General features: G+C 77.5%; 23 protein-coding genes and 1 riboswitch. Of the genes, 13 read left to right on the top strand and 10 right to left on the bottom strand.

Annotated features, from left to right (window positions below; genetic code table 11):
• Positions 1-67: 67 nt before the first annotated feature.
• On the top strand, positions 68-244 hold the full coding sequence (locus tag ACI78U_RS11405; RefSeq protein ID WP_456875425.1) for a DUF1059 domain-containing protein: 177 nt from the start codon (positions 68-70) through the stop codon (positions 242-244).
• A gap of 8 nt (positions 245-252) precedes the next feature.
• Here the strand turns inward: ACI78U_RS11405 and ACI78U_RS11400 are convergent, their stop codons facing one another.
• Positions 253-735, bottom strand: coding sequence for an FBP domain-containing protein (locus tag ACI78U_RS11400; protein ID WP_456875427.1), 483 nt, complete (start codon positions 733-735; stop codon positions 253-255).
• Positions 736-778: 43 nt separating this feature from the next.
• Positions 779-1,513: a cobalt-precorrin-6A reductase gene (locus tag ACI78U_RS11395; RefSeq protein ID WP_456875424.1), complete on the bottom strand. Its 735-nt coding sequence runs from the start codon at positions 1,511-1,513 to the stop codon at positions 779-781.
• 26 nt (positions 1,514-1,539) lie between these two features.
• Between ACI78U_RS11395 and ACI78U_RS11390 the strand changes: the two genes are divergently transcribed.
• Positions 1,540-2,685 carry a cobalt-precorrin-5B (C(1))-methyltransferase gene (locus ACI78U_RS11390; protein WP_456875423.1) on the top strand — a complete coding sequence of 382 codons (1,146 nt, stop codon included), beginning with the start codon at positions 1,540-1,542 and terminating at the stop codon, positions 2,683-2,685.
• Here ACI78U_RS11390 and cobM read toward each other — a convergent pair.
• From cobM to def, 3 genes are read right to left on the bottom strand one after another with little or no spacing between them, the layout of a single operon-like run.
• Positions 2,673-3,422, bottom strand: a complete 750-nt coding sequence (gene cobM, locus ACI78U_RS11385) for a precorrin-4 C(11)-methyltransferase (RefSeq protein ID WP_456875422.1) — start codon at positions 3,420-3,422, stop codon at positions 2,673-2,675. The two genes, ACI78U_RS11390 and cobM, sit on opposite strands and share 13 nt — an antisense overlap.
• Before the next feature lie 50 nt (positions 3,423-3,472).
• Positions 3,473-4,714 carry a precorrin-6y C5,15-methyltransferase (decarboxylating) subunit CbiE gene (gene cbiE / locus ACI78U_RS11380; RefSeq protein ID WP_456875421.1) on the bottom strand — a complete coding sequence of 414 codons (1,242 nt, stop codon included), beginning with the start codon at positions 4,712-4,714 and terminating at the stop codon, positions 3,473-3,475.
• A complete protein-coding gene (gene def / locus ACI78U_RS11375) occupies positions 4,711-5,268 on the bottom strand; it encodes a peptide deformylase (protein WP_456875420.1) in 558 nt (185 codons plus the stop codon). The genes cbiE and def overlap by 4 nt, the downstream gene beginning before the upstream one ends.
• A 40-nt stretch (positions 5,269-5,308) precedes the next feature.
• Here def and ACI78U_RS11370 point away from each other — a divergent pair, with 40 nt between their 5' ends.
• From ACI78U_RS11370 to ACI78U_RS11350, 5 genes are all read left to right on the top strand, one after another.
• Positions 5,309-6,256: a cobalamin biosynthesis protein gene (locus ACI78U_RS11370; RefSeq protein ID WP_456875419.1), complete on the top strand. Its 948-nt coding sequence runs from the start codon at positions 5,309-5,311 to the stop codon at positions 6,254-6,256.
• 259 nt (positions 6,257-6,515) lie between these two features.
• A complete protein-coding gene (locus ACI78U_RS11365) occupies positions 6,516-7,964 on the top strand; it encodes an aminotransferase-like domain-containing protein (RefSeq protein ID WP_456875418.1) in 1,449 nt (482 codons plus the stop codon).
• Between the two features lie 165 nt (positions 7,965-8,129).
• Positions 8,130-8,861 carry a PAS and ANTAR domain-containing protein gene (locus ACI78U_RS11360; protein WP_456875417.1) on the top strand — a complete coding sequence of 244 codons (732 nt, stop codon included), beginning with the start codon at positions 8,130-8,132 and terminating at the stop codon, positions 8,859-8,861.
• Between the two features lie 95 nt (positions 8,862-8,956).
• Complete coding sequence (locus tag ACI78U_RS11355) at positions 8,957-9,643, top strand: lysophospholipid acyltransferase family protein (protein ID WP_456875416.1); 687 nt, start codon at positions 8,957-8,959, stop codon at positions 9,641-9,643.
• Positions 9,640-11,145 carry a cobyric acid synthase gene (locus tag ACI78U_RS11350; protein WP_456875415.1) on the top strand — a complete coding sequence of 502 codons (1,506 nt, stop codon included), beginning with the start codon at positions 9,640-9,642 and terminating at the stop codon, positions 11,143-11,145. Before ACI78U_RS11355 ends, ACI78U_RS11350 begins: the two co-directional genes overlap by 4 nt.
• Here ACI78U_RS11350 and ACI78U_RS11345 read toward each other — a convergent pair.
• Positions 11,132-11,518, bottom strand: coding sequence for an acyl-CoA thioesterase (locus ACI78U_RS11345; RefSeq protein ID WP_456875414.1), 387 nt, complete (start codon positions 11,516-11,518; stop codon positions 11,132-11,134). The genes ACI78U_RS11350 and ACI78U_RS11345 overlap by 14 nt on opposite strands.
• Positions 11,519-11,568: 50 nt before the next feature.
• Between ACI78U_RS11345 and ACI78U_RS11340 the strand changes: the two genes are divergently transcribed.
• On the top strand, positions 11,569-12,183 hold the full coding sequence (locus tag ACI78U_RS11340; protein ID WP_456875413.1) for an MSMEG_1061 family FMN-dependent PPOX-type flavoprotein: 615 nt from the start codon (positions 11,569-11,571) through the stop codon (positions 12,181-12,183).
• Positions 12,184-12,278: 95 nt separating this feature from the next.
• A complete protein-coding gene (locus ACI78U_RS11335; protein WP_456875412.1) occupies positions 12,279-12,704 on the top strand; it encodes a VOC family protein in 426 nt (141 codons plus the stop codon).
• Between the two features lie 26 nt (positions 12,705-12,730).
• On the opposite strand, the gene ACI78U_RS11330 is transcribed toward ACI78U_RS11335, so the two are convergent.
• Positions 12,731-12,928 (bottom strand): hypothetical protein, encoded by a 198-nt coding sequence (locus tag ACI78U_RS11330; protein ID WP_456875411.1) that lies wholly within the window; start codon positions 12,926-12,928, stop codon positions 12,731-12,733.
• A gap of 158 nt (positions 12,929-13,086) precedes the next feature.
• Between ACI78U_RS11330 and ACI78U_RS11325 the strand changes: the two genes are divergently transcribed.
• Entirely contained in the window at positions 13,087-13,587 is a 501-nt protein-coding gene (locus ACI78U_RS11325) for a type II toxin-antitoxin system PemK/MazF family toxin (protein WP_456875410.1), read from the top strand.
• Positions 13,588-13,591: 4 nt separating this feature from the next.
• On the opposite strand, the gene ACI78U_RS11320 is transcribed toward ACI78U_RS11325, so the two are convergent.
• Positions 13,592-14,041 (bottom strand): Lrp/AsnC family transcriptional regulator, encoded by a 450-nt coding sequence (locus ACI78U_RS11320; protein WP_456875409.1) that lies wholly within the window; start codon positions 14,039-14,041, stop codon positions 13,592-13,594.
• Between the two features lie 102 nt (positions 14,042-14,143).
• Here ACI78U_RS11320 and ACI78U_RS11315 point away from each other — a divergent pair, with 102 nt between their 5' ends.
• Positions 14,144-15,379, top strand: a complete 1,236-nt coding sequence (locus ACI78U_RS11315; RefSeq protein WP_456875408.1) for an MFS transporter — start codon at positions 14,144-14,146, stop codon at positions 15,377-15,379.
• Here ACI78U_RS11315 and ACI78U_RS11310 read toward each other — a convergent pair.
• Both ACI78U_RS11310 and ACI78U_RS11305 read right to left on the bottom strand, forming a co-directional pair.
• The gene (locus tag ACI78U_RS11310) at positions 15,328-15,624 is read right to left on the bottom strand and encodes a hypothetical protein (protein ID WP_456875407.1); all 297 of its coding nucleotides are present in this window, start codon (positions 15,622-15,624) and stop codon (positions 15,328-15,330) included. The two genes, ACI78U_RS11315 and ACI78U_RS11310, sit on opposite strands and share 52 nt — an antisense overlap.
• 31 nt (positions 15,625-15,655) lie before the next feature.
• The gene (locus ACI78U_RS11305) at positions 15,656-16,708 is read right to left on the bottom strand and encodes an AbrB family transcriptional regulator (RefSeq protein WP_456875406.1); all 1,053 of its coding nucleotides are present in this window, start codon (positions 16,706-16,708) and stop codon (positions 15,656-15,658) included.
• A gap of 106 nt (positions 16,709-16,814) precedes the next feature.
• Positions 16,815-16,886: riboswitch (cobalamin riboswitch) on the top strand.
• Between the two features lie 73 nt (positions 16,887-16,959).
• On the opposite strand from ACI78U_RS11305, the gene ACI78U_RS11300 reads away from it, so the two are divergent.
• Positions 16,960-18,990 carry a putative cobaltochelatase gene (locus ACI78U_RS11300; protein WP_456875405.1) on the top strand — a complete coding sequence of 677 codons (2,031 nt, stop codon included), beginning with the start codon at positions 16,960-16,962 and terminating at the stop codon, positions 18,988-18,990.
• The gene (gene cobO / locus ACI78U_RS11295; protein ID WP_456875404.1) at positions 18,990-19,604 is read left to right on the top strand and encodes a cob(I)yrinic acid a,c-diamide adenosyltransferase; all 615 of its coding nucleotides are present in this window, start codon (positions 18,990-18,992) and stop codon (positions 19,602-19,604) included. Before ACI78U_RS11300 ends, cobO begins: the two co-directional genes overlap by 1 nt.
• Positions 19,605-19,647 lie beyond the last annotated feature (43 nt).

The raw sequence follows: 19,647 nt of genomic DNA, 5'->3' as shown, positions 1-19,647 counted from the left end.
CCCCCCCCCGCCGCGGAACCGCCGCGTCGGGTGATCCAGGAGCACCATCCGACCACCGAGGTCACCCATGAAGAGCTTCGCCTGCGGCGACGTCGTCCCCGGCTGCGGCCACACGATCACCGCCGCCGACGAGGACGGCATCCTCGCCCAGGTCGCCGCGCACGCCACGGCCGACCACGGCCTCACCGCCGTCCCGCCCGCCCTGGTCGACCAGGTCCGCGCCCGGATCACCGCCCTCGCCTGACCCGGGGCTCACCCCAGGACGGCGTCGACGAACTCCGCCACCCGTCCGCGCAGCTCCGCGACCCGCTCCTCGCCCACGAGGAGCGGGTCGCGGTCACGCAGCCACGGCGGGATCTCGCTGCGGGCGCGGACGGCGCAGCCGAGGTCGGCGCAGACGTAGGTCCCCACCGTGTTGCCGTTGCGCCCGGCCTCACCGGCGCGCCGGGCGGTGAACAGCGAGACCGCGTCGCCGGCGTGCGTCGACCGGCAGAGCAGGCACATCACGCTGCGGCGGACCGGCATCCGGGTGTCGGCGGCCCGCAGCGCCACGCCCACCGGCCGGCCCTCCCGCTGGACGACGAGGTAGCCGCGCAGCGGCGCCTTCGCGTCCCGCCAGCCGAGCACCTCGAGCTCGTCCCACGGCAGGTCGGCGAGGTCGCGCGGCAAGGTCGCCGAGTTCGCCTCGCCCTTCGAGCAGTTCACGAAGGAGCGGCGCACCTGGGCCTCGGTCATCGGTTCCACGAGGAGCCATCCTGCGATCCGGAACCAGCCGGTCTCAAGCGGTTTCCCGCACCCAGCGCAGCGCCTCCTCCACCGTGCCCACCACGGTCACCCCGGCGGGCAGCGGTGGCCGGCGCACCAGCACGACGGGCAGCCCGAGCCGCCGGGCGGCCACCAGCTTGGCCTCGGTCAGGTGCCCGCCGGAGTCCTTGGCGACGACGACGTCCACGCCGTGGTCGCGCATCAGCGCCACCTCCTCCTCCACCGTGAACGGGCCGCGGGCGAGCAGCAGCACCGCCCCGGCCGGCAGCGGCTCGTCGGGCGGGTCCACCGCCCGCACCAGCACCCGGCCCGGCAGCGCGGCGAAGGCGCCCACCCCCTGCCGGCCGGTGGTGAGGAAGACCGTGCCGCGGTCGCGCACCGCCTCGGCCGCCGCGGCCAGCGAGTCCACGTAGCGCCAGTCGTCGCCCGGGCCCGGCGTCCACCCGGGGCGCTGGAGCCGCAGCAGCGGGGTGCGGTGCCGGGCGGCGGCCGCGGCCGCGTTGGCGGTGATCCGCGCGGCGAAGGGGTGGGTGGCGTCGACGACGGCGGCCGGCCGGTGCGTGGCCAGCCAGTCGGCCAGCCCGTCGGCACCGCCGAACCCGCCGACCCGCACCCGGCCCTCGGGCAGCAGCGGATCGGCCACCCGCCCGGCGAGGCTGGAGAGGACGTCGACCCCGCCGGCCACCAGCTCGGTGGCCAGCCGGCGCGCCTCGGCGGTGCCGCCGAGCACCAGGACCTGCCCGCTCACCTGCGCCCGCCGGGGATCATGGGCCCGTGAGCAGGGACGGCGCCTCCGGGCTGCGGCACGGCTGGACCACCGGCGCGTGCGCGACGGCGGCCACCACCGCGGCCTACACCGCGCTGCTCACCGGCGAGTTCCCCGACCCGGTGACCATCGACCTGCCGAACGACCGGCACCCGTCCTTCGCGCTGGCCCGGGAGTCGCTGGAGCCCGGCGCGGCCCGCGCGGCGGTGGTCAAGGACGCCGGCGACGACCCCGACGTCACCCACGGTGCGCTGGTGGGCGTGCGGGTGACCCACGGCGAGCCCGGCAGCGGCGTCGTCTTCCGGGCCGGCGAGGGCGTGGGCACGGTGACCAAGCCCGGCCTCCCCCTGGCGGTGGGCGAGCCGGCGATCAACCCGATGCCGCGGCAGTTCATCGCTGCGCACGTGGCCATGGTGGCGCACCGGCACGGCGGCACCGGCGACGTCGTCGTCGAGGTGTCCATCGAGCACGGCGAGGAGCTGGCGCGGCGGACGTGGAACCCGCGGCTGGGCATCGTCGGCGGGCTGTCGGTGCTGGGGACCACCGGCGTGGTGGTGCCGTACTCGTGCTCGTCGTGGATCGACTCGATCCGCCGCGGCATCGACGTCGCCCGCGCCGCCGGCCACCGGCACGTGGCCGGGTGCACCGGCTCCACCAGCGAGCGGACGGTGCAGCAGCTCCACGGCCTGCCCGAGGACGCACTGCTGGACATGGGCGACTTCGCCGGCGCCGTGCTCAAGTACCTGCGCCGCCACCCGGTGCCCCGGCTGACCGTGGCCGGCGGCATCGGCAAGCTGGCCAAGCTCGCCGACGGCCACCTCGACCTGCACTCGGGCCGCTCCCAGGTGTCCTTCGCGTCGCTCGCCGACCGGGTGGCCGGCGCCGGCGGCGACCCAGCGCTGGTCGAGGGCGTGCGCGGTGCGAACACCGCGCTCGACGCGCTGCGGCAGTGCCAGGCCGCCGGGCTGCCGCTGGGCGACCTGGTCGCCGCCGCTGCCCGGGACACGGCGCTGGGGGTGCTGCGCGGCGCCCCGGTGGCGGTCGACGTCGTGGTGGTCGACCGCGCCGGCGCGATCGTGGGAACGGCCCCGCTGCAGGGACCCGCCGCGAGCTCGCGAGCGGTGGGGGGCAGTGGGGTCCTTCACCAGGCCTGACGGCACCGCGCCGTCGAGTACAGGTGACTGTCGGGGAACTGCTCCGCGGTGAGCACCGGGCCCACGACGACGACCGCCGTCCGTCTCACCCCGGCGGCCTCGACCTGCGCGGCGATGTCGGCGAGCGTGCCGCGCAGCACCAGCTCGTCGTCGCGGCTGGCCCGGGCGACGACGGCGACCGGGCCGTCGTCGCCGTAGTGCAGGGCGAGCTGCGGCGCGAGCTCGGTGATGCGCTGGACGGCCAGGTGCAGCACCAGCGTCGCGCCGGTGGCGGCGTAGGCGGCCAGCTCCTCCCCCGGCGGCATCGGCGTCGACCGCGCCGACGTGCGGGTGAGCACGACGGTCTGCCCGACGCCGGGCACGGTCAGCTCCCGCTTGAGCGACGCGGCGGCCGCGGCGAACGCGGGCACCCCCGGGACGACGTCGTAGGGGACGCCGGCGGCGTCGAGCCGGCGCATCTGCTCGGCCATGGCGCTGTAGACGCTGGGGTCCCCCGAGTGCAGCCGGGCGACGTCGAGACCGGCCTCGTGCGCGGCGACCAGCTCGGCGGTGATCGCGTCGAGGTCGAGGTCGGCGGTGTCGACCAGGCGGGCGCCGGGCGGGGCGGTGCCGAGCAGCTCGCGGGGCACCAGCGCGCCGGCGTAGAGGCACACCGGGGCGGATGCGATGATCCGCGCCGCCCGCAGCGTGACGAGGTCGGCGGCCCCGGGCCCGGCTCCGATGAAGTGCACCGTCACAGGAGGACCACCTCCCTCCGCAGACGTGCCTTTGTCGCGCTAATGGCTGCTCACCACCGGGTCACCGACCAGATCGTCACGGGCATCGCCGGCTTCCAGCCGGTGAACGACCCCACCGGCTCGGCCCGCGACACCTCCACCCGCACCAGGTCACCGCCCACCTCGGCGTGCCACCGGGCGAGCACGGCCTCGCTCTCCACCGTCACCGCGTTGGCCACCATCCGCCCGCCCGACGGCAGCGCGTCCCAGCACGTCTCGACCAGCAACGGTGTGGTCAGCCCGCCGCCGATGAACACCGCGTCGGGCGCGCCCAGCCGGGACAGCACCTCGGGCGCGTGCCCGTGCACCACCCGCAGGTAGGGCACGCCCAGCCGGGTGGCGTTGCGGGCGATCCGCTCGGCGCGCTCCGCGGAGGCCTCGACGGCGACGGCGCGGCAGGTGCGGTGGGCCCGCATCCACTCGATGCCGATCGACCCCGCGCCGGCGCCGACGTCCCACAGCAACTGCCCCGGCACCGCCGCCAGCCGGGCCAGCGTGACCGCGCGGACCTCGGAGCGGGTGAGCTGCCCGTCGGACTCGTAGGCACCGTCGGGCAGGCCGGGCGTGGTGGGCAGCGGCATCGTGCCCCGGTCGGCGCGGCACTCGACGGCGGTGACCACCAGCGCCGGCGCCGGCTGCGACCAGGTGGCCGCGGTGCCGGTGCGCACCTCCTCGTCGGGGCCGCCCAGGCCGCCGAGCACGGTGAGCAGGCTCTGCCCGTACCCCCGGCCGGCCAGCAGCGCGGCCACCTGGGCCGGGGTCTCGCCGTCGGACCCGAGCACCAGCAGCCGCCGGCCGGGCTGCACGTGCGGGTGCAGCAGCTCGATCGGCCGGCCGACCAGGGTGACCACCTCGGTGTCCTCCACCGCCCAGCCCAGCCGGGCGCAGGCCAGCGACACCGACGACGGCGCCGGCAGCACCCGCACCCGGCCGGCGCCGAGCAGCCGGGTGAGCGTGGTGCCGATCCCCGACAGCATCGGGTCGCCGCTGGCCAGCACCACGACCGCGCGGCCGGCGTGCTGCTCGACCAGCCCGGGCAGGGCCTCGGTGAGCGGCGAGGGCCACGGGACCCGCTCGGCGGTCACCTCCCCGGGCACCAGGTCCAGCTGCCGGGCGCTGCCGAGGAGCACGTCGGCGCGCTCGACCTCGGCGCGGGAGGTGGGCGCCAGCCCGTCCCACCCGTCCGCGCCGATCCCCACGACGACGACCGGCGCGGCCGGCGCCGGCTCGGCGACCTCCGCCGTCCCGCTCACGCCGGCAGCTCCCCCTCCGGCCCGGCGGCCTCGGCCAGCAGCCGCTCGCGCAGCTCCGCGGGCAGCCGGTCGACGTAGACGACGCCGTCGAGGTGGTCGACCTCGTGCTGCAGGCACCGGGCGGCCATGCCGGTCGCCTCGATGGCGACCGGACGGCCCGTCACGTCCACGCCCTCGACCCGGGCGCGGAAGGCCCGGGGGAGCTCGGCGTAGGGCCCGGGCACCGAGAGGCAGCCCTCCTCGGTGACCTCCTCCGCGGGCTCGCCGTCGGCCGGCTGCACCGGCGTCAGCGACGGGTTGACGACGTAGCCGACGACGTCCTCGCCGTCGGCGTCGGGGCAGTCGATGACGAAGACCCGTGCGTCGACGCCGATCTGGTTGGCGGCGAGCCCCACCCCGTCGGCCTCGCGCATGCTGGCGAACATGTCGAGCACCAGCCGACGCAGCCGCTCGTCGAACTCGGTGACGGGGGCGGTCGGGCGGTGCAGCACCTCGTTGCTGCCGTAGGTGACGATCGGCCGGGCGACGCCGTCGTAACGGCCGGGCAGGCGCATGGCCGCGATCCTAGGAAGCGCCCTGGGCAGGATGGACGTCGTGCCCCGCCGCCGAGACGTCGCCTCCGCTCTCGGCCTGGCGCTCGGCGCGGGCGCCGACCTGCTGCTGGCCGACCCCGCCCGGCGGCACCCGGTGGCGGGCTTCGGCTCGCTCGCCGCCGCGCTGGAGCGCCGCCTGTGGCGGGAATCCCGGGCGGCCGGGGCCGGCCACGCCGCGGTGCTCGTCGCCGCGGCCGCGGGCCTGGGGACGGCGGTCGACCGGGCCACCCGGGACCGGCCGGCAGCGCGCACGGCCGCGGTCGCCCTCGCCACGTGGACGGTGCTCGGCGGCACCTCGCTCGGCCGGGCCGCCGGGGCGGTGGCCGGTGCGCTGGAGGCCGGGGACCTGCCCGCCGCCCGGGCGCTGCTGCCCACGCTGGCCGGGCGGGACCCCTCGGCGCTCGACGCCGGGGAGCTGGCCCGCGCCACCGTCGAGTCGGTCGCGGAGAACACCTCCGACGCCGCCGTCGCACCGCTGGTGTGGGGCGCGCTGGCCGGGCTGCCCGGGCTGCTGGGGTACCGCGCGGTCAACACCCTCGACGCGATGGTGGGTCACCGCTCCCCGCGGTACGCCCTCTTCGGCTGGGCCGCCGCCCGCGCCGACGACGTCGCCAACTGGCTGCCCGCCCGGCTGACCGCCGCGCTCACCGTCGCCGTCGCACCGCTGGCCGGCGGCTCCCCGCGCGGGGCACTGCGCGTCTGGCGCCGCGACGGCGCCGCCCACCCCAGCCCCAACGCCGGCCGCTGCGAGGCCGCGGCGGCCGGCGCGCTGGGACTGCGGCTGGGCGGGCGCAACGTCTACGGCAGCAGGGTGGAGGACCGGCCGGTGCTCGGCGACGGCCGGGCGCCGGACAGCGACGACGTCGCCCGGGCGGTCCGCCTGTCGCGGGCGGTGTGGCTGGCCGCGGCGGCGCTGGCCGCAGCCGGCCGGCTGCTCCGCCGCGGCTGACCGGTCCGGGGACCGCGCCGGTGCAGGGCCCCGCGCGGCTCCGGGAGCACGGGGAAGCCCGCCGGGTCGGTGTGGAGGTGGCTGGCCGGCGGGTCGGCCGGCCCGCGCCCGCCGCGCACCGCGACGACCAGCGTGCCGGCGGCCAGGCCGCCCAGGGCGAGCAGGAACAGGAGCACGAGGACCGATCCGGTGGTCATGACCACGACAGTGGCACCATCTGCACTGGACGGGACGAGTCCAATCCGGCATGGTGGCCTGCATGCCACTGGAGCGGGACCAGTCCACCGCCGCCGAGCTGGCCGGGCTGGTCGGGCCACTGGACGACGCACCCGGTCCCCGGTACGCCGGCCTGGCCCGCCGGATCGGTGAGCTCGTCGCGCTGGGCCGGCTCCCTCCGGGGAGCCGGCTGCCCGCCGAGCGTGACCTGGCCGCGGCGCTGACGGTCAGCCGGGTCACCGTCGCGTCGGCCTACCGGCTGCTGCGGGAGCAGGGCCGTGCCAGCACCCGCCACGGCGCCGGCACCGTGCTCGAGGCGCCGCTGGTGGACGCGGTGTGGACCGCGCCGGCCACCGACCCGGAGGTGCTCGACCTCGCGCACGCCGCGCCCGAGGCCGCGCCCGAGCTGCTGCCCGCCTACCAGCACGCGCTGTCCCGGCTGCCCGCGCTCGCCGCCGGCCACGGCTACGCGCCCGGCGGGCTGCCCGAGCTGCGCGCGGCGGTCGCCGACCGCTACACCGCCCGCGGCCTGCCCACCGACCCCGAGCAGGTCGTGGTCACCGTCGGCACCGGCGACGCCACCGCGACGGTGGTCGAGGCACTGCTGCAGCCCGGGGACCGGGTGCTGGTCGAGCACCCCACCTACCCCGGCGCGATCGGCATGGTGACGGCGGCCGGCGGGCGGTGCGTGCCGGTGGGCGTCGACGCCGCCGACCCCGACGCCGTCGTCGGTGCCGCCCACCTCGCCGTCCGGCAGAGCAGCCCGCGGCTGGCCTTCCTCATGCCCGACTTCTCCAACCCCAGCGGCGCGCGGCTGTCGGCGGCCGGCCGGCGGCGGCTGGCCGCGACCCTGTGGCAGCAGGGCGTGCTCACCGTCGTCGACGAGGTCACCGCGGAGCTGTGGCTCGACGAGCAGGGGCCACTGCCGCCCTACGCCGCCGGCCTGCCCGACGCCGCCACGGTGACCGTCGGCGGGCTGTCCAAGGCCGTCTGGGGCGGGCTGCGGATCGGCTGGCTGCGCACCGACGCCGCGCTGGCCGCCTCGCTGGCCGCCACCCTGGGCCGCCGGCAGCTGTCGGTCGGCCTGCTCGACCAGGTCGCCGCGGCGGCGCTGGTCCGCGACCTCGACGCCGTGCTGGCCGGCCGCCGCGCGCTGCTGCGGGAACGCCGGGAGGTGGTGCTGGCCGAGGTGGCCGCGCGGCTGCCGCACTGGAGCGCGCCCCGCCCCGGCGGCGGGCTGTCGGCGTGGTGCGCGCTGCCACCGGGGACCAGCTCCGCCGCCCTCGTGGCCGCCGCGGCACCGCTGGGCCTGCTGCTGGCGGAGGGGCGCGTCTTCGGCACCGGGACGCTCTTCGACGACCGCCTGCGGCTGCCCTTCACCCTGCCGCCGGACCGGCTGCGCGCCGCGGTCGCCACGCTGGCCTCGGTGGACGCCGCTCTGCGCAGCGGTCCGGCCGTCCGGCGGCAGGCGCGGCCGGCCACCGTCGTGTGACCCGCGTCCCGTCGATGCGCCCGGACGGCGTGCGCCCGCCGCCCCGGGCGACTACGGTCTCAGGAGACGAGAGCGGCCGGTCCAGCACCGGCAACCGCAGACGGTCGAACAGCCGGCTGAGCGGCCATCGCCGGGCGCTGCCCGGTGCGCCACCCGGAGAGCACCATGACGTCGACCCCGTCCCGACTCCTGCCGCGCCACCGTCCCGTCGACCTGCGGGGCGCCGGTGCCGCACCCCCGTCGCGCCCGCCGGCACCTCCGCTGCCCACCGGCCGGCGCACCCGGCTGGCCGGGCGCTGGAGGTACGACCGCGCCACCGGCGAGTGGGAGTGGTCGGCGGAGATGAGCGCCCTGCACGGACTGCCCGCCGGCGGCGCGGGCGCCTGCACCGAGGCGCTGCTGGAGGCCCAGCACCCCGACGACCGGCCGCGGACGATCGACGCCCTGTCCGCGGCGCTCACCGGTGGGCAGGCCTTCTGCCTCGAGGTGCGGATCCGCACGGACGACGGCGGGCACCGCGCCGCGATCCTGCTCGGGGAGCCTCGGCTCGACGACGAGGGCCGCGTCGTCGCCGTCGAGGGCCTGGTCGTGGAGAGCCCGCGGCCGGCCGCCGGCGAGGAGCGCGTCCGGGCCCTGGAGGTCGAGGTGGACCAGTTGCGGGCCGCCATGGCCAGCCGGGCCCCGATCGAGCAGGCCAAGGGCGTGCTGATGCTGCTCACCGGCTGCGGTGACCAGGTGGCCTTCGACCTGCTCGCGCACATCTCCAGCCACACCCACCGCAAGGTCCGCGACGTCGCCGTCGATGTGGTGGCCTCGGCCTCGGGCCGCCGGCCGCTGTCGGCCCAGGTGCGGGAGATCCTGCGCGACGCCTGTCCGCCTCCCGGCTCCGGGCACTGACCCGGTCGCCTCCCCTGCCGCCGTCCTCCTCCCGGCGGCAGGGGAGGATGCCCCGGGGGTCCGGCGGGCGGGCCGGACCGAGGGAGGTGGACGGCGTGTTCTACCTCGTCGCGCGGTTCCTGCTCAGGCCGCTGTTCCACCTGCTGCTGCGGCCGCGGGTGCGGGGACGGGAGAACGTGCCGGCCACCGGCGCGGTCATCATCGCGAGCAACCACCTGTCCTTCATGGACAGCATCGTCATCCCGCTCGCCGCCCCGCGCCGCGTGCACTACCTGGCCAAGGCCGAGTACTTCACCTCGCCCGGCATCGGCGGATGGCTCACCCGCACGCTGTTCACCGCGCTGGGCGCGGTGCCCGTCGAGCGGGAGACCTCGCGCGCCGCGCAGGGGGCGCTCGACACCGCCCTGGGCGTGCTGCGGCGCGGTGAGGGCTTCGGCATCTACCCCGAGGGCACCCGGTCCCGCGACGGCCGGCTGGCCCGGGGCAAGACCGGCGTCGCCTGGCTGGCGCTCACCGCCGACTGCCCGGTGGTGCCGGTCGCCGTCGCCGGGACCGACCGGGTGCAGCCGGTCGACTCCCGCTGGCCGCGCCCCCACCGGGTGTCGGTCACCTTCGGCCCGGCGCTGACCTTCCCCGAGCACCGCGGGCAGGCCGGCAGGGGACGGCCGCGCCGGGAGGTCACCGACCGGATCATGGAGGCGATCGCGGAGCTGTCGGGCCAGGAGAAGGCCGGGTGGGGGCCGCAGCGGACCTCCCCGGCCGCTCCCCCCGCCACGCCGTGAGCGGCGCGCTCCTCGTCGCCGGCACCACCTCCGACGCCGGCAAGTCCGTGGTCACCGCCGGCATCTGCCGCTGGCTGGCCCGCGAGGGCGTGCGGGTTGCGCCGTTCAAGGCGCAGAACATGAGCAACAACTCGGTGGTCACCGCCGACGGCGCCGAGATCGGGCGGGCGCAGGCCATGCAGGCGGCGGCCGCGGGCGTGGAGCCCGAGGCGGCGATGAACCCGGTGCTGCTCAAACCCGGCGGCGAGGACGCCAGCCAGGTCGTCGTGCTGGGCCGGCCGGTGGCCGAGGTGACCGCGCTGTCCTACCGGCCGATGAAGGCGGCACTGCTCGAGCAGGTGCTGGCCAGCCTGGCCGACCTGCGGTCGCGGTTCGACGTCGTCGTGTGCGAGGGCGCCGGCTCCCCCACCGAGATCAACCTGCGCGCCGACGACATCGCCAACATGGGCCTGGCCACCGCGGCTGGCCTGCCGGTGGTGGTCGTCGGCGACATCGACCGCGGCGGCGTCTTCCCCGCCCTCTACGGCACCGTCGCGCTCATGCCCCCCGCCGACCAGCGGCTGGTCGCCGGGTTCCTGGTCAACAAGTTCCGCGGCGACGTCCGGCTGCTGCGCCCCGGGCTGGACCAGCTCACCGCGCTCACCGGCCGGCCCACCCTCGGCGTGCTGCCCTGGCTGCCCGGCGCGGCGCTCGACGTGGAGGACTCCCTGGGCATCCCCACCGGCGTCTCCGCGGCCGGGCCGCCGCACGGGGAGGACGTGCTGCGGGTGGCCGTGGCGCGGCTGCCACGGCTGTCGAACTCCACCGACGTCGACGCACTGGCCGCCGAGCCCGGCGTCCTGGTCCGCTTCGTCACCCGCCCCGAGGAGGCCGCCGACGCCGACCTCGTCGTCCTCCCGGGCACCCGCTCGACCGTGGCCGACCTGACGTGGCTGCGCTCGACCGGGCTGGCCGGCGCCGTCGTCCGGCGGGCCGCCGAGGGCCGGCCGGTACTGGGCATCTGTGGCGGTCACCAGATGCTCGCCCGGACCATCACCGACGACGTCGAGTCGCGCGCCGGCACGGTCGCCGGCCTCGGGCTGCTGCCGGCCGACGTCCGGTTCACGCGGGAGAAGACGCTGGGGCGCCCGTCCGGGGCTGCGCTCGGCCACCCGGTGCGCGGCTACGAGATCCACCACGGCCTGGTCGACTACGGGGACGGGGCCGAGCCCTTCCTCGACGGCGGCCGGGTCGGGTCGGTGTGGGGCACCACCTGGCACGGCGCCCTGGAGAACGACGGCTTCCGGCGGGCCTTCCTCGCCGAGGTCGCCCGCGCGGCCGGCCGGCGGTTCACGCCCGCGCCGGACACCTCCTTCGCCGCGGTGCGCGAGCAGCGCCTGGACGCCCTCGGCGACCTCGTGGCCGAGCACGCCGACACCGACGCGCTGCGCCGGCTGGTCGAGCAGGGCCCGCCCGCAGACCTCCCCCTGCTCCCGCCCGGGGACGCGCTCAGCCGGCGGTGAGCCGCTCGCGCACGTCGTCGGGCCAGGGCACGGGCGCGCCACCGGCCGTGCCGACGTAGGTGTTGCGGACGACGCAGCACACCCGCTCCCCCACGCGGACGGTGAACCGCACGGTCACGCTGGTGCGGCCCACCCGCTCGGACTCGGCCTCGACGGTCACCGTGTCGCCCCACCGGGCCGACGACGACCACTCCAGCGTGCTGGCCTTGACCACCGGGTCGGCGCGGGCGGCGATCTCGTCCCACGGCAGGCCGAGCGAGGCCCACCACAGGTTGCTGGCCTCGTCGGCCCAGACCAGGTAGTGCGCGTTGAACACGACGCCCTGCTGGTCGCACTCGACGAAGCGGACCGGGGAGCTCCAGGTGACCGGCACGGGCAGGCAGGCTAGCCGGGCGGACGGGTCCGGCGGTTACCGTCGTCGCCATGCCCGACGACGGCGCGCCCGCTCCCGACCCCGTCCTCGCGGGGTACCGCCCGCCCTCGCAGCTGGTCGTCGACAAGGAGATCGACCACCTCGACACCCACTGCCGCTCGTTCATCGGGCTCTCGCCGTTCCTCACGATGTCCACGGCCGACGCCGACGGCTGGCCGGAGATCTCCCCGCGCGGCGGGGACCCGGGCTTCGTGCGGGTGCTCGACGAGCGCCGGCTGGTGCTTCCCGACCGGCAGGGCAACAACCGGCTCGACAGCCTGCGCAAGGTGGCGGTCAACCCGCGCGTGGCGCTGCTGTTCTTCGTGCCCGGCGTCGAGGAGACGCTCAAGGTCTACGGCACCGGGCAGCTGCTGCCCGCCGACGCCCTCGACGTCGACCTCACCGAGTTCGGGCGGGCGCCGCGCTCGCTGCTGGTCGTCACCGTGCAGCGCGCCTACCTGCAGTGCGCCAAGGCGGTCATGCGCTCGCGGCTGTGGGACCCCGACGCGCGGATCGACCGCGCGGCGTTGCCGCCCTTCGGCGTCATGATCCGCGACCACTGCCGGCTGGAGACGCCGCTGCCCGACGACGCGACGATCCGCGCGGAGCTGGCACTGGAGTTGTAGGAGGACCACCCTCCTCCCCACGCCTCGCACGCTCGGCGCGGGCCCCTGGAGGGCGGCCGTTCCAGAACGTCACCAGGGGCTGCCAGGCTGCGGGCATGGCGACCGACTTCCAGGTGGTGATCGACTCGGCCGACCCGCACGCGCAGGCCGACTGGTGGGCCGAGGCGCTGGGCTGGCAGGTGGAGCCGCAGGACGAGGCGTTCATCCGGCGGACGGTCGAGGCCGGGCACGCCGCCGAGGCCGACACCACCACGCACCGGGGCGCCCTGGTGTGGGCCTCGGGTGCGGCCATCACCTCGCCCGACCCGGACCGCCCGCGGGTGCTGTTCCAGCGCGTCCCCGAGGGCAAGACGGTCAAGAACCGCCTGCACCTCGACCTGCGGGTCGGCGACGACCGGCGGGAGGCCGAGGTGGCGCGGCTGCTGTCGCTCGGCGCCACCGAGCTGTGGCGGGCCTCGCAGGGTCCCTTCGACTGGGTGACGCTGGCCGACCCGGAGGGCAACGAGTTCTGCGTCGCCTGACGGCTCGGGGAGCGCGCCGGGCCCGGTCAGCCGACGGGCAGGTCCCGGGCGAGGCGGCGGGAGACCACGGTGCGCTCGGCGATGCGGCGGGTCCGCCGGCGCCGGCGTCCGCGTCCGGCGCCCAGGTACCTGGCGTCCTCGACCAGCTGGAAGGCGGCGAGCACGCTGGCGCGGGGTTCGCGCGCCAGCGGGACGGCGGCGATGACGGGCTGGGCCGAGGTCATGGGGAGTCCCCTCTCCCGGGCGCGGTGGCTGCGCGCTCCGTGACTCGATGGTGCCCAGGAACGACGCTCCGGAACCAGAACCGGCCCGATTTGGTACCGGTGTGACGAACGAGTCAGTTGTGACGGCGTGTCCCCTCGCCGATCCGTACGGTGCGCGCATGAGCCGCTCGCGCCGTCTGGTGGACGCCGTCCTGTCGCTCGTGCGCACCGCCGCCGCCCCGGCCGGTCGCCGTCCCGCGCCCCGCCCGGCCGCCACCGGGCAGCGCCCGCCCTCCGGCATCGACACGGAGTACCGCCCGCGGGCCGACGGTCGGCCCGACCCCGGCGAGGTGGTGTGGGCCTGGGTGCCCTACGACGAGGGCGACGGCCGGGGCAAGGACCGCCCGGTGCTGGTGCTCGGCCGGCGCGGGGCGGACCTGGTGGGGCTGGTGCTCACCAGCAGGGACCACGACCGCGACGCCGCCGACGAGGCCCGGCACGGCCGGACGTGGATGGACGTCGGCCGCGGGGGCTGGGACCGGCAGGGCCGGCCGAGCGAGGTGCGGCTGGACCGCCTGCTCGTCCTCGACCCCGCGGAGGTGCGCCGCGAGGGCGCGGCCCTGGACCGGGCGGTGTTCGACCGGGTGGTGGCCGCCGCGCGCCGCGTCCAGGGGTGGTGAGGGCTCAGCCGGCCGGCACCGGACTCGGGCCGCGCTCGACGTAGGTCTGCAGCACCACGCGGGTGCGGGTGTTGCGGACGCCGGTGACGGCGTACAGGTCGCGCAGCAGGTCCTGCAGGTCGTTCGGGCCGGCGACCCGCACCTTGACGAGGAAGTGCGTGTCCCCGGCCACCGAGTGCATCTCCTCGACGCGCGGGTCGTCCCGGACCGCCTCGGCCAGCGGCTCGGTCACCCAGCCCTCGGTGTCGACCTCGACGAAGGCCAGCAGGTGGCGTCCCAGCGCGTCGGGGTCCACCTCGACCGTGGTGCGCCGGATGACGCCGTCGCGACGCAGCCGGCGCACCCGCTCGTGCACCGCGGCGGGCGAGAGGTGCACGGCGCGACCGAGCTCCGCGTAGGACGACTGGGCGTCGTCCTGCAGCAGACCCAACAGCGTTCGGTCCGTGGCGTCCACGCTCCACCCCCTCACCGGCTACGGCCGAACAGCATACGGAGTCGACGTCGTTCGGTCATGGAGCGGTGTCACCGAACGTCCTTCGGACCTACGGTCGGGGGCGTGCCCAGCCTCCCGAACCGCCCGACCGGGGCCGTCCGGCTCGGGTCCGCACCGTGGCTGCTCATGGCGGCGGTGGCCGTCGTGGGCGCGCAGTCGCTGCTGCTCGCCCCGCTGTTCGTCGACGTCGCCCGGTCGCTGGGCACCGGCCCGGCAGCGGTCGGCCGGGCCGCGGGCGCCTACGGCCTGGCCACCGCGGTGTCGGCGCTCGCGCTGGGGAGGACCGCCGACCGGCTGCCACGACGCACCGTGCTGCGCGCCGCCGCGGCGGTGCTGTCGGCCGGGCTGCTGCTCTCGGCGACTGCGCAGCACTGGGTGTGGCTGGCCGCCGGCCAGGCCGTCGCCGGCGCGGCCGCCGGTGTGCTGCTGCCCGCCGCCTACGCCACCGCAGGGGAGCTGGCACCGGCCCGCGCGCAGACCCGCGCGGTCGGCCGGGTGCTCCTCGGCTGGTCGGTGGCCATGGTGGTGGCCGTGCCGCTGGCCGCGGCGGCCGGCGGCGCCGTCGGGTGGCGCGGCACCCTCGCCGGGGTCGCCGCGCTGTCGCTGGTGCTCGTCGGCCTGCTCGGGCGCCTCCCGGAGCCGCGGGCCCCGCGCGAGGGCGGCAGCGGCACCGGGTACGCGGCGGCCCTGCGGCGACCGGGCGTGCGCCCGCTGCTGCTCGTCGTCCTGGCCTACATGGGCGCCTTCTACGCGACCTACGCCTACCTGGGGCACCACCTCCGCGCGGAGGAGGGCGCGAGCGCCGCCCAGGCCGGGTTGCTGGCGCTCGCCTACGGCGCGGGCTTCGGCGCCGCCGGGCTGCTCGACGCCCGGGTCGACCGCGTCGGGCCGGCCCGTCTGCTGCTCCCGGCCGTCCTCGTCCTGGCCGCCGTCTACGGCCTGGTGCCGCTGACCATCGGCTCGCTCGCCACCGTCCTGCTGCTGGCCGTGGCCTGGGGGCTGGTCAACCACCTCGGGCTGAGCCTGCTGGTCGGCCTGCTCTCCCTGGCGGACGGGCCGGCGCGCGGTCCGGTCCTGTCGCTCTACAGCGCCGTCACCTACCTGGCCGCGTCGCTGGGCACCGCGGGCCTGGGGCCGGCGTACGAGCACTCCGGGCTGCCCGTCGTCGCCCTCGTCTCCGCCCTGGCGCTGCTGCTCGCCGCGGTCCCCGCCGCGCGGGTGCGTGCGGGAACCGGCGAGGACCTCCCTCAGCCGGTGGGGTCGCGGCGCGGCTCCGGGCCCGGCGGGCGGAGGTGGTAGACGCCGGCCTGTCCGGGCAGCGGGTGCAGGTCGTAGCGGGAGACGACCTTCGGCCCGTCGTGGAGGTGCACGTGCGTGACCGTGGGCAGCGGGTCCCCGTGGCGTGCGGCACGGATCTCCACCCGCCCGTCGAGCGGGCCGCCCACGAACAGCAGCACGGCGTCCTGCGCCGTCGCCGCCGCGTCCCCGGGCAGCTCGGTGGTGTCGACGTCGGACAGCTCGGTCTCCTCCCTCGGCGCGGTCACCCGGTCGAGGGTAAGCGCCCGGCGCACGCCGTCACCCCGGCCGGGGGCGCAGCCGACGGGCCACCAGCGGGGCCGCGAGCAGCATCACGAACAGCCGCAGCACCTGGACGGCGAGCACGAACGTGGCGTCGGCGCCGCTGCCGGTGGCGGTGGCCAGGACGGCGTAGAGGCCGCCGGGCGTCGTCGCGAGGTAGCCGTCGAGCCGGCTGACGCCGGTGGCCGCGGACAGCACCAGGCCGAGGCCGGCGCAGGCGGCGACCAGCCCGAGGATGATCCCCAGCGCCACCGGCAGCGCCCGGCCGACGGTGCGCAGGCTGGCAACGGTGAAGCGCACCCCGACGGCGAGACCGATGAGCAGGAAGGCCGCCGCCTCCACCCCCGGGGGCACGGCCGCACCGCCGGAGACCCCGGAGAGGTCGGCCGCCGCCGCGACGAGGAGGGGGCCGAGCAGGGCGGGCACCGGCAGCCGCACCAGCCGCGCGAGCAGCAGGCCGCTCAGCGCGCAGGCGGCGGTGAACAGCAGGTCCGCGGGCCGGCCCGGGCCGGGCGGTCCCGCCGGGACGGTGCCGCCGCCCGGGTCGGCGCCGTAGACCGTCGTCGCGACGACCGGCATCAGCACCACGATGAGCACCACGCGCAGGTACTGCAGGACCGCGACCATGCGGTCGTCGGCGCCGAGGTCGCGCGCCATGGCGGTGATCCCCGACGCGCCCCCGGCGATCATCGCGAAGGCGCCGGTCACCGGCGTGATGCCCGGCTGGCGGCGCAGCAGCAGCCCGGCGGCGACGGTGAGCAGCAGCGTGGCGACGGTGACCAGCAGGACCGGCAGCCAGTCCTCGCCGAGGGCGGCGAGGGTGTCCGGGTCGACCAGGGTGCCGATCGCGATCCCGACGACGGCCTGCGCGGCCGCCTGCCCGGCCCGCGGCACGTCGGCGGGGGTGCGCCCGGCCAGCCCGCGGACCAGCCCGGCCAGCAGCCCGCCGAACAGCGCGGGGGACGGGACGCCGGCCCGGTCGAGCAGGACGACGGCTCCCACGGCGCCGGCGACGACCACGGCGGCGTCGAGGAGCCGGGCGCCCGCCATGCCGCAGACGGGACCCGCCGCAGCCGACCTGCGTCAAGTCGGCGGCCCGGCCTGTCCGCCTGCGGTCGGGCGTGGTTCCATGGGCGCCGCCACAGCGACGGCAGTGGAGGAAGCCCGGTGCGACTCCGGCGCGGTCCCGCCACTGTGAGCCGGTCCCGTGCCGGTGAGTCAGGAACTCCCGCCGTCGCCTCCTGCCACCTCCGGGCGTGGACACCCGGGGAGAGGACACCTGCCGTGCGCGGTCGAGCCGCATGACCTACCCCTTCGGCGCCGTCGTCGGCATGGACGACATGCGGCTGGCGCTGCTGCTCAACGCCGTCTCCCCGGCCATCGGGGGCGTCCTGGTGCGCGGCGAGAAGGGGACGGCGAAGTCGACGACGGTGCGCGCGCTGGCCGCCGTCCTGCCGCCGGTCGCCGTCGTGCCCGGCTGCCGCTTCGCCTGCGACCCGGCCGCGCCCGACCCGGCCTGCCCCGACGGCCCGCACGACGCGGTCCCCGGGCACACGCGGCCGGCGCGGCTGGTCGAGCTGCCGGTGGGCGCCTCGGAGGACCGCGTCGTCGGGTCGCTGGACCTGGAGCGGGCGCTGACCGAGGGCGTGAAGGCCTTCGAGCCGGGGCTGCTGGCCGCCGCGCACCGGGGCGTGCTCTACGTCGACGAGGTCAACCTGCTGCACGACCACCTCGTCGACCTGCTGCTCGACGCCGCGGCGCTGGGCACCGCCTACGTCGAGCGCGAGGGCGTCTCGGTGCGGCACGCCGCCCGGTTCCTGCTGGTCGGGACGATGAACCCCGAGGAGGGCGAGCTGCGCCCGCAGCTGCTCGACCGGTTCGGGCTCACCGTGGAGGTCGCCGCACCCCGCGACCCGGCCGAGCGCGCCGAGGTGGTCCGCCGCCGGTTCGCCTTCGACGCCGACCCCGCCGGGTTCGCCGCGGCGTGGGCGGCGGAGGAGGCCGCGCTGGCGTCCGGGATCGCCGCCGCCCGGGCCCGGCTGCCACGGGTGACCCTCTCCGACGCCGCGCTGCGCCAGGTGACCGCCGTCTGCGCGGCCTTCGACGTCGACGGCCTGCGCGCCGACCTGGTCACCGCCCGCACCGCGATCGCACACGCCGCCTGGTGCGGCCGCGAGGAGGTCACCGAGGACGACGTCCGGGTGGCCGCCCGGCTCGCGCTGCCGCACCGCCGGCGCCGCAACCCGTTCGACGCCCCGGGCCTCGACGAGGACACCCTGGAGCAGGCGCTCGAGGACTCCCGCCCCGACGACGACCCGCCCCAGGGCCCCGACGACGGCGGTGCTCCCCCGCCCCCGCCCGGCGACGGTGCCGGTGACGGCCCCGACTCCTCGTCGGGATCGCGCGATCTCGACGGCGACACGCCGGCGCAGGCGCCGAGATCGCGTGATCTCGACGAGGGGAACGAGCGCGGGGACGGCGGGTCGGCGCCGGCGGCGGAGCGGGCGGCGGTCGCGCCGGGGGACCCGTTCCGCGCGCGCCGGCTGGAGGTGCCCGGCATCGGCGCCGGTGCGGCCGGGCGGCGGTCGCGGGCCCGGGCCGAGCGCGGCCGGGTCGTGGGGTCCACGCGCCCGTCGGGACCGGTGACCCGTCTGCACCTGGCCGACACCGTGCTCGCCGCCGCGCCGCACCAGACCGCGCGCGGCCGCACCGGCCCCGGGCTGCGGGTGCAGCGCGGCGACCTGCGCCAGGCCACGCTCGAGGGCCGCGAGGGCAACCTGGTGCTGTTCGTGGTCGACGCCAGCGGTTCGATGGGCTCGCGGTCGCGGATGGCGGCGGTGAAGGGCGCGGTGCTGTCGCTGCTGCTCGACGCCTACCAGCGGCGCGACAAGGTCGGCCTGGTCACCTTCCGCGGCGCCGACGCCGAGCTCGCGCTGCCGCCCACCTGGTCGGTCGAGGCCGCCGCGGCCCGGCTGCGCGAGCTGCCCACCGGCGGGCGGACCCCGCTGGGCGCGGGCCTGCTGCGCGCCGCCGAGGTGCTGCGCGTCGAGCGGGTGCGGGACCCCCGGCGGCGGCCGCTGCTGGTGGTGGTCACCGACGGGCGGGCCACCGGCGTCCGCGGCTCCGATGCGCTGGGCACGGCGCACGCGGCGGCGCGGCGGCTGGCGGCGGAGGGCACGGCGGCGGTCGTCGTCGACTGCGAGTCCGGGCCGGTGCGGCTGGGCCTGGCCGGCGTCCTCGGCGCGCACCTGGACGCGCGGACGCTGCGGTTGGAGGAGCTCGCCGCCGACGCGCTGGCCGCCACGGTCCGCTCGGTGCGGGAGGCCGCCTGATGCCGCAGGGACGGGTCGCGGTCACCCCGCAGGACGGGCTGACGACGCGCCAGCGCCGCAACCGGCCGCTGCTGGCCGTGCACACCGGCGAGATGAAGGGCAAGTCCACCGCCGCGTTCGGCATGGCGATGCGCGCGTGGAACCAGGGCTGGCCGATCGCGGTCTACCAGTTCGTCAAGAGCGCCAAGTGGCGGGTCGGCGAGGAGAACGCGCTGACCGCGCTGGGCCGGCTGCACGACCAGACCGGCGAGGGCGGCCCGGTGGTCTGGCACAAGATGGGCTCGGGCTGGAGCTGGTCGCGCCGGCAGGGCACCGAGGTCGACCACGCCGCCGACGCCGCCGAGGGCTGGGCGCAGATCAAGCGCGACCTCGCCGCCGAGGCGCACCGCTTCTACGTCCTCGACGAGTTCACCTACCCGCTGACGTGGGGCTGGGTGGACGTCGACGACGTCGTCGAGACCCTCACGCACCGGCCCGGCACCCAGCACGTCGTCGTCACCGGGCGCGACGCCCCGCAGGCGCTGGTCGACGCCGCCGACCTCGTCGTGGAGATGACCAAGGTCAAGCACCCGATGGACGCCGGCCAGAAGGGCCAGCGGGGGATCGAGTGGTGAGCCCGACCGTGCACTTCCGCGGAAGTGCCCGAGGCACTTCCGC

The sequence above is a fragment of the Geodermatophilus sp. SYSU D00710 genome, from assembly GCF_054050195.1.
The sequence above is the reverse complement of the archived record's forward strand: the minus strand, read 5'-3'. Positions and strand labels throughout refer to the sequence as shown.

Coding starts and splice junctions, on each gene's coding strand:
- ACI78U_RS11335 (WP_456875412.1), top strand. CDS start 12,279: ATGGCGACCGACTTCCAGGTGGTGATCGACTCGGCCGACCCGCACGCG.
- ACI78U_RS11325 (WP_456875410.1), top strand. CDS start 13,087: ATGAGCCGCTCGCGCCGTCTGGTGGACGCCGTCCTGTCGCTCGTGCGC.
- ACI78U_RS11365 (WP_456875418.1), top strand. CDS start 6,516: ATGCCACTGGAGCGGGACCAGTCCACCGCCGCCGAGCTGGCCGGGCTG.
- ACI78U_RS11330 (WP_456875411.1), bottom strand. CDS start 12,928: ATGACCTCGGCCCAGCCCGTCATCGCCGCCGTCCCGCTGGCGCGCGAA.
- ACI78U_RS11360 (WP_456875417.1), top strand. CDS start 8,130: ATGACGTCGACCCCGTCCCGACTCCTGCCGCGCCACCGTCCCGTCGAC.
- ACI78U_RS11400 (WP_456875427.1), bottom strand. CDS start 735: ATGACCGAGGCCCAGGTGCGCCGCTCCTTCGTGAACTGCTCGAAGGGC.
- ACI78U_RS11405 (WP_456875425.1), top strand. CDS start 68: ATGAAGAGCTTCGCCTGCGGCGACGTCGTCCCCGGCTGCGGCCACACG.
- ACI78U_RS11305 (WP_456875406.1), bottom strand. CDS start 16,708: ATGGCGGGCGCCCGGCTCCTCGACGCCGCCGTGGTCGTCGCCGGCGCC.
- ACI78U_RS11300 (WP_456875405.1), top strand. CDS start 16,960: ATGACCTACCCCTTCGGCGCCGTCGTCGGCATGGACGACATGCGGCTG.
- cobO (WP_456875404.1), top strand. CDS start 18,990: ATGCCGCAGGGACGGGTCGCGGTCACCCCGCAGGACGGGCTGACGACG.
- def (WP_456875420.1), bottom strand. CDS start 5,268: ATGCGCCTGCCCGGCCGTTACGACGGCGTCGCCCGGCCGATCGTCACC.
- ACI78U_RS11340 (WP_456875413.1), top strand. CDS start 11,569: ATGCCCGACGACGGCGCGCCCGCTCCCGACCCCGTCCTCGCGGGGTAC.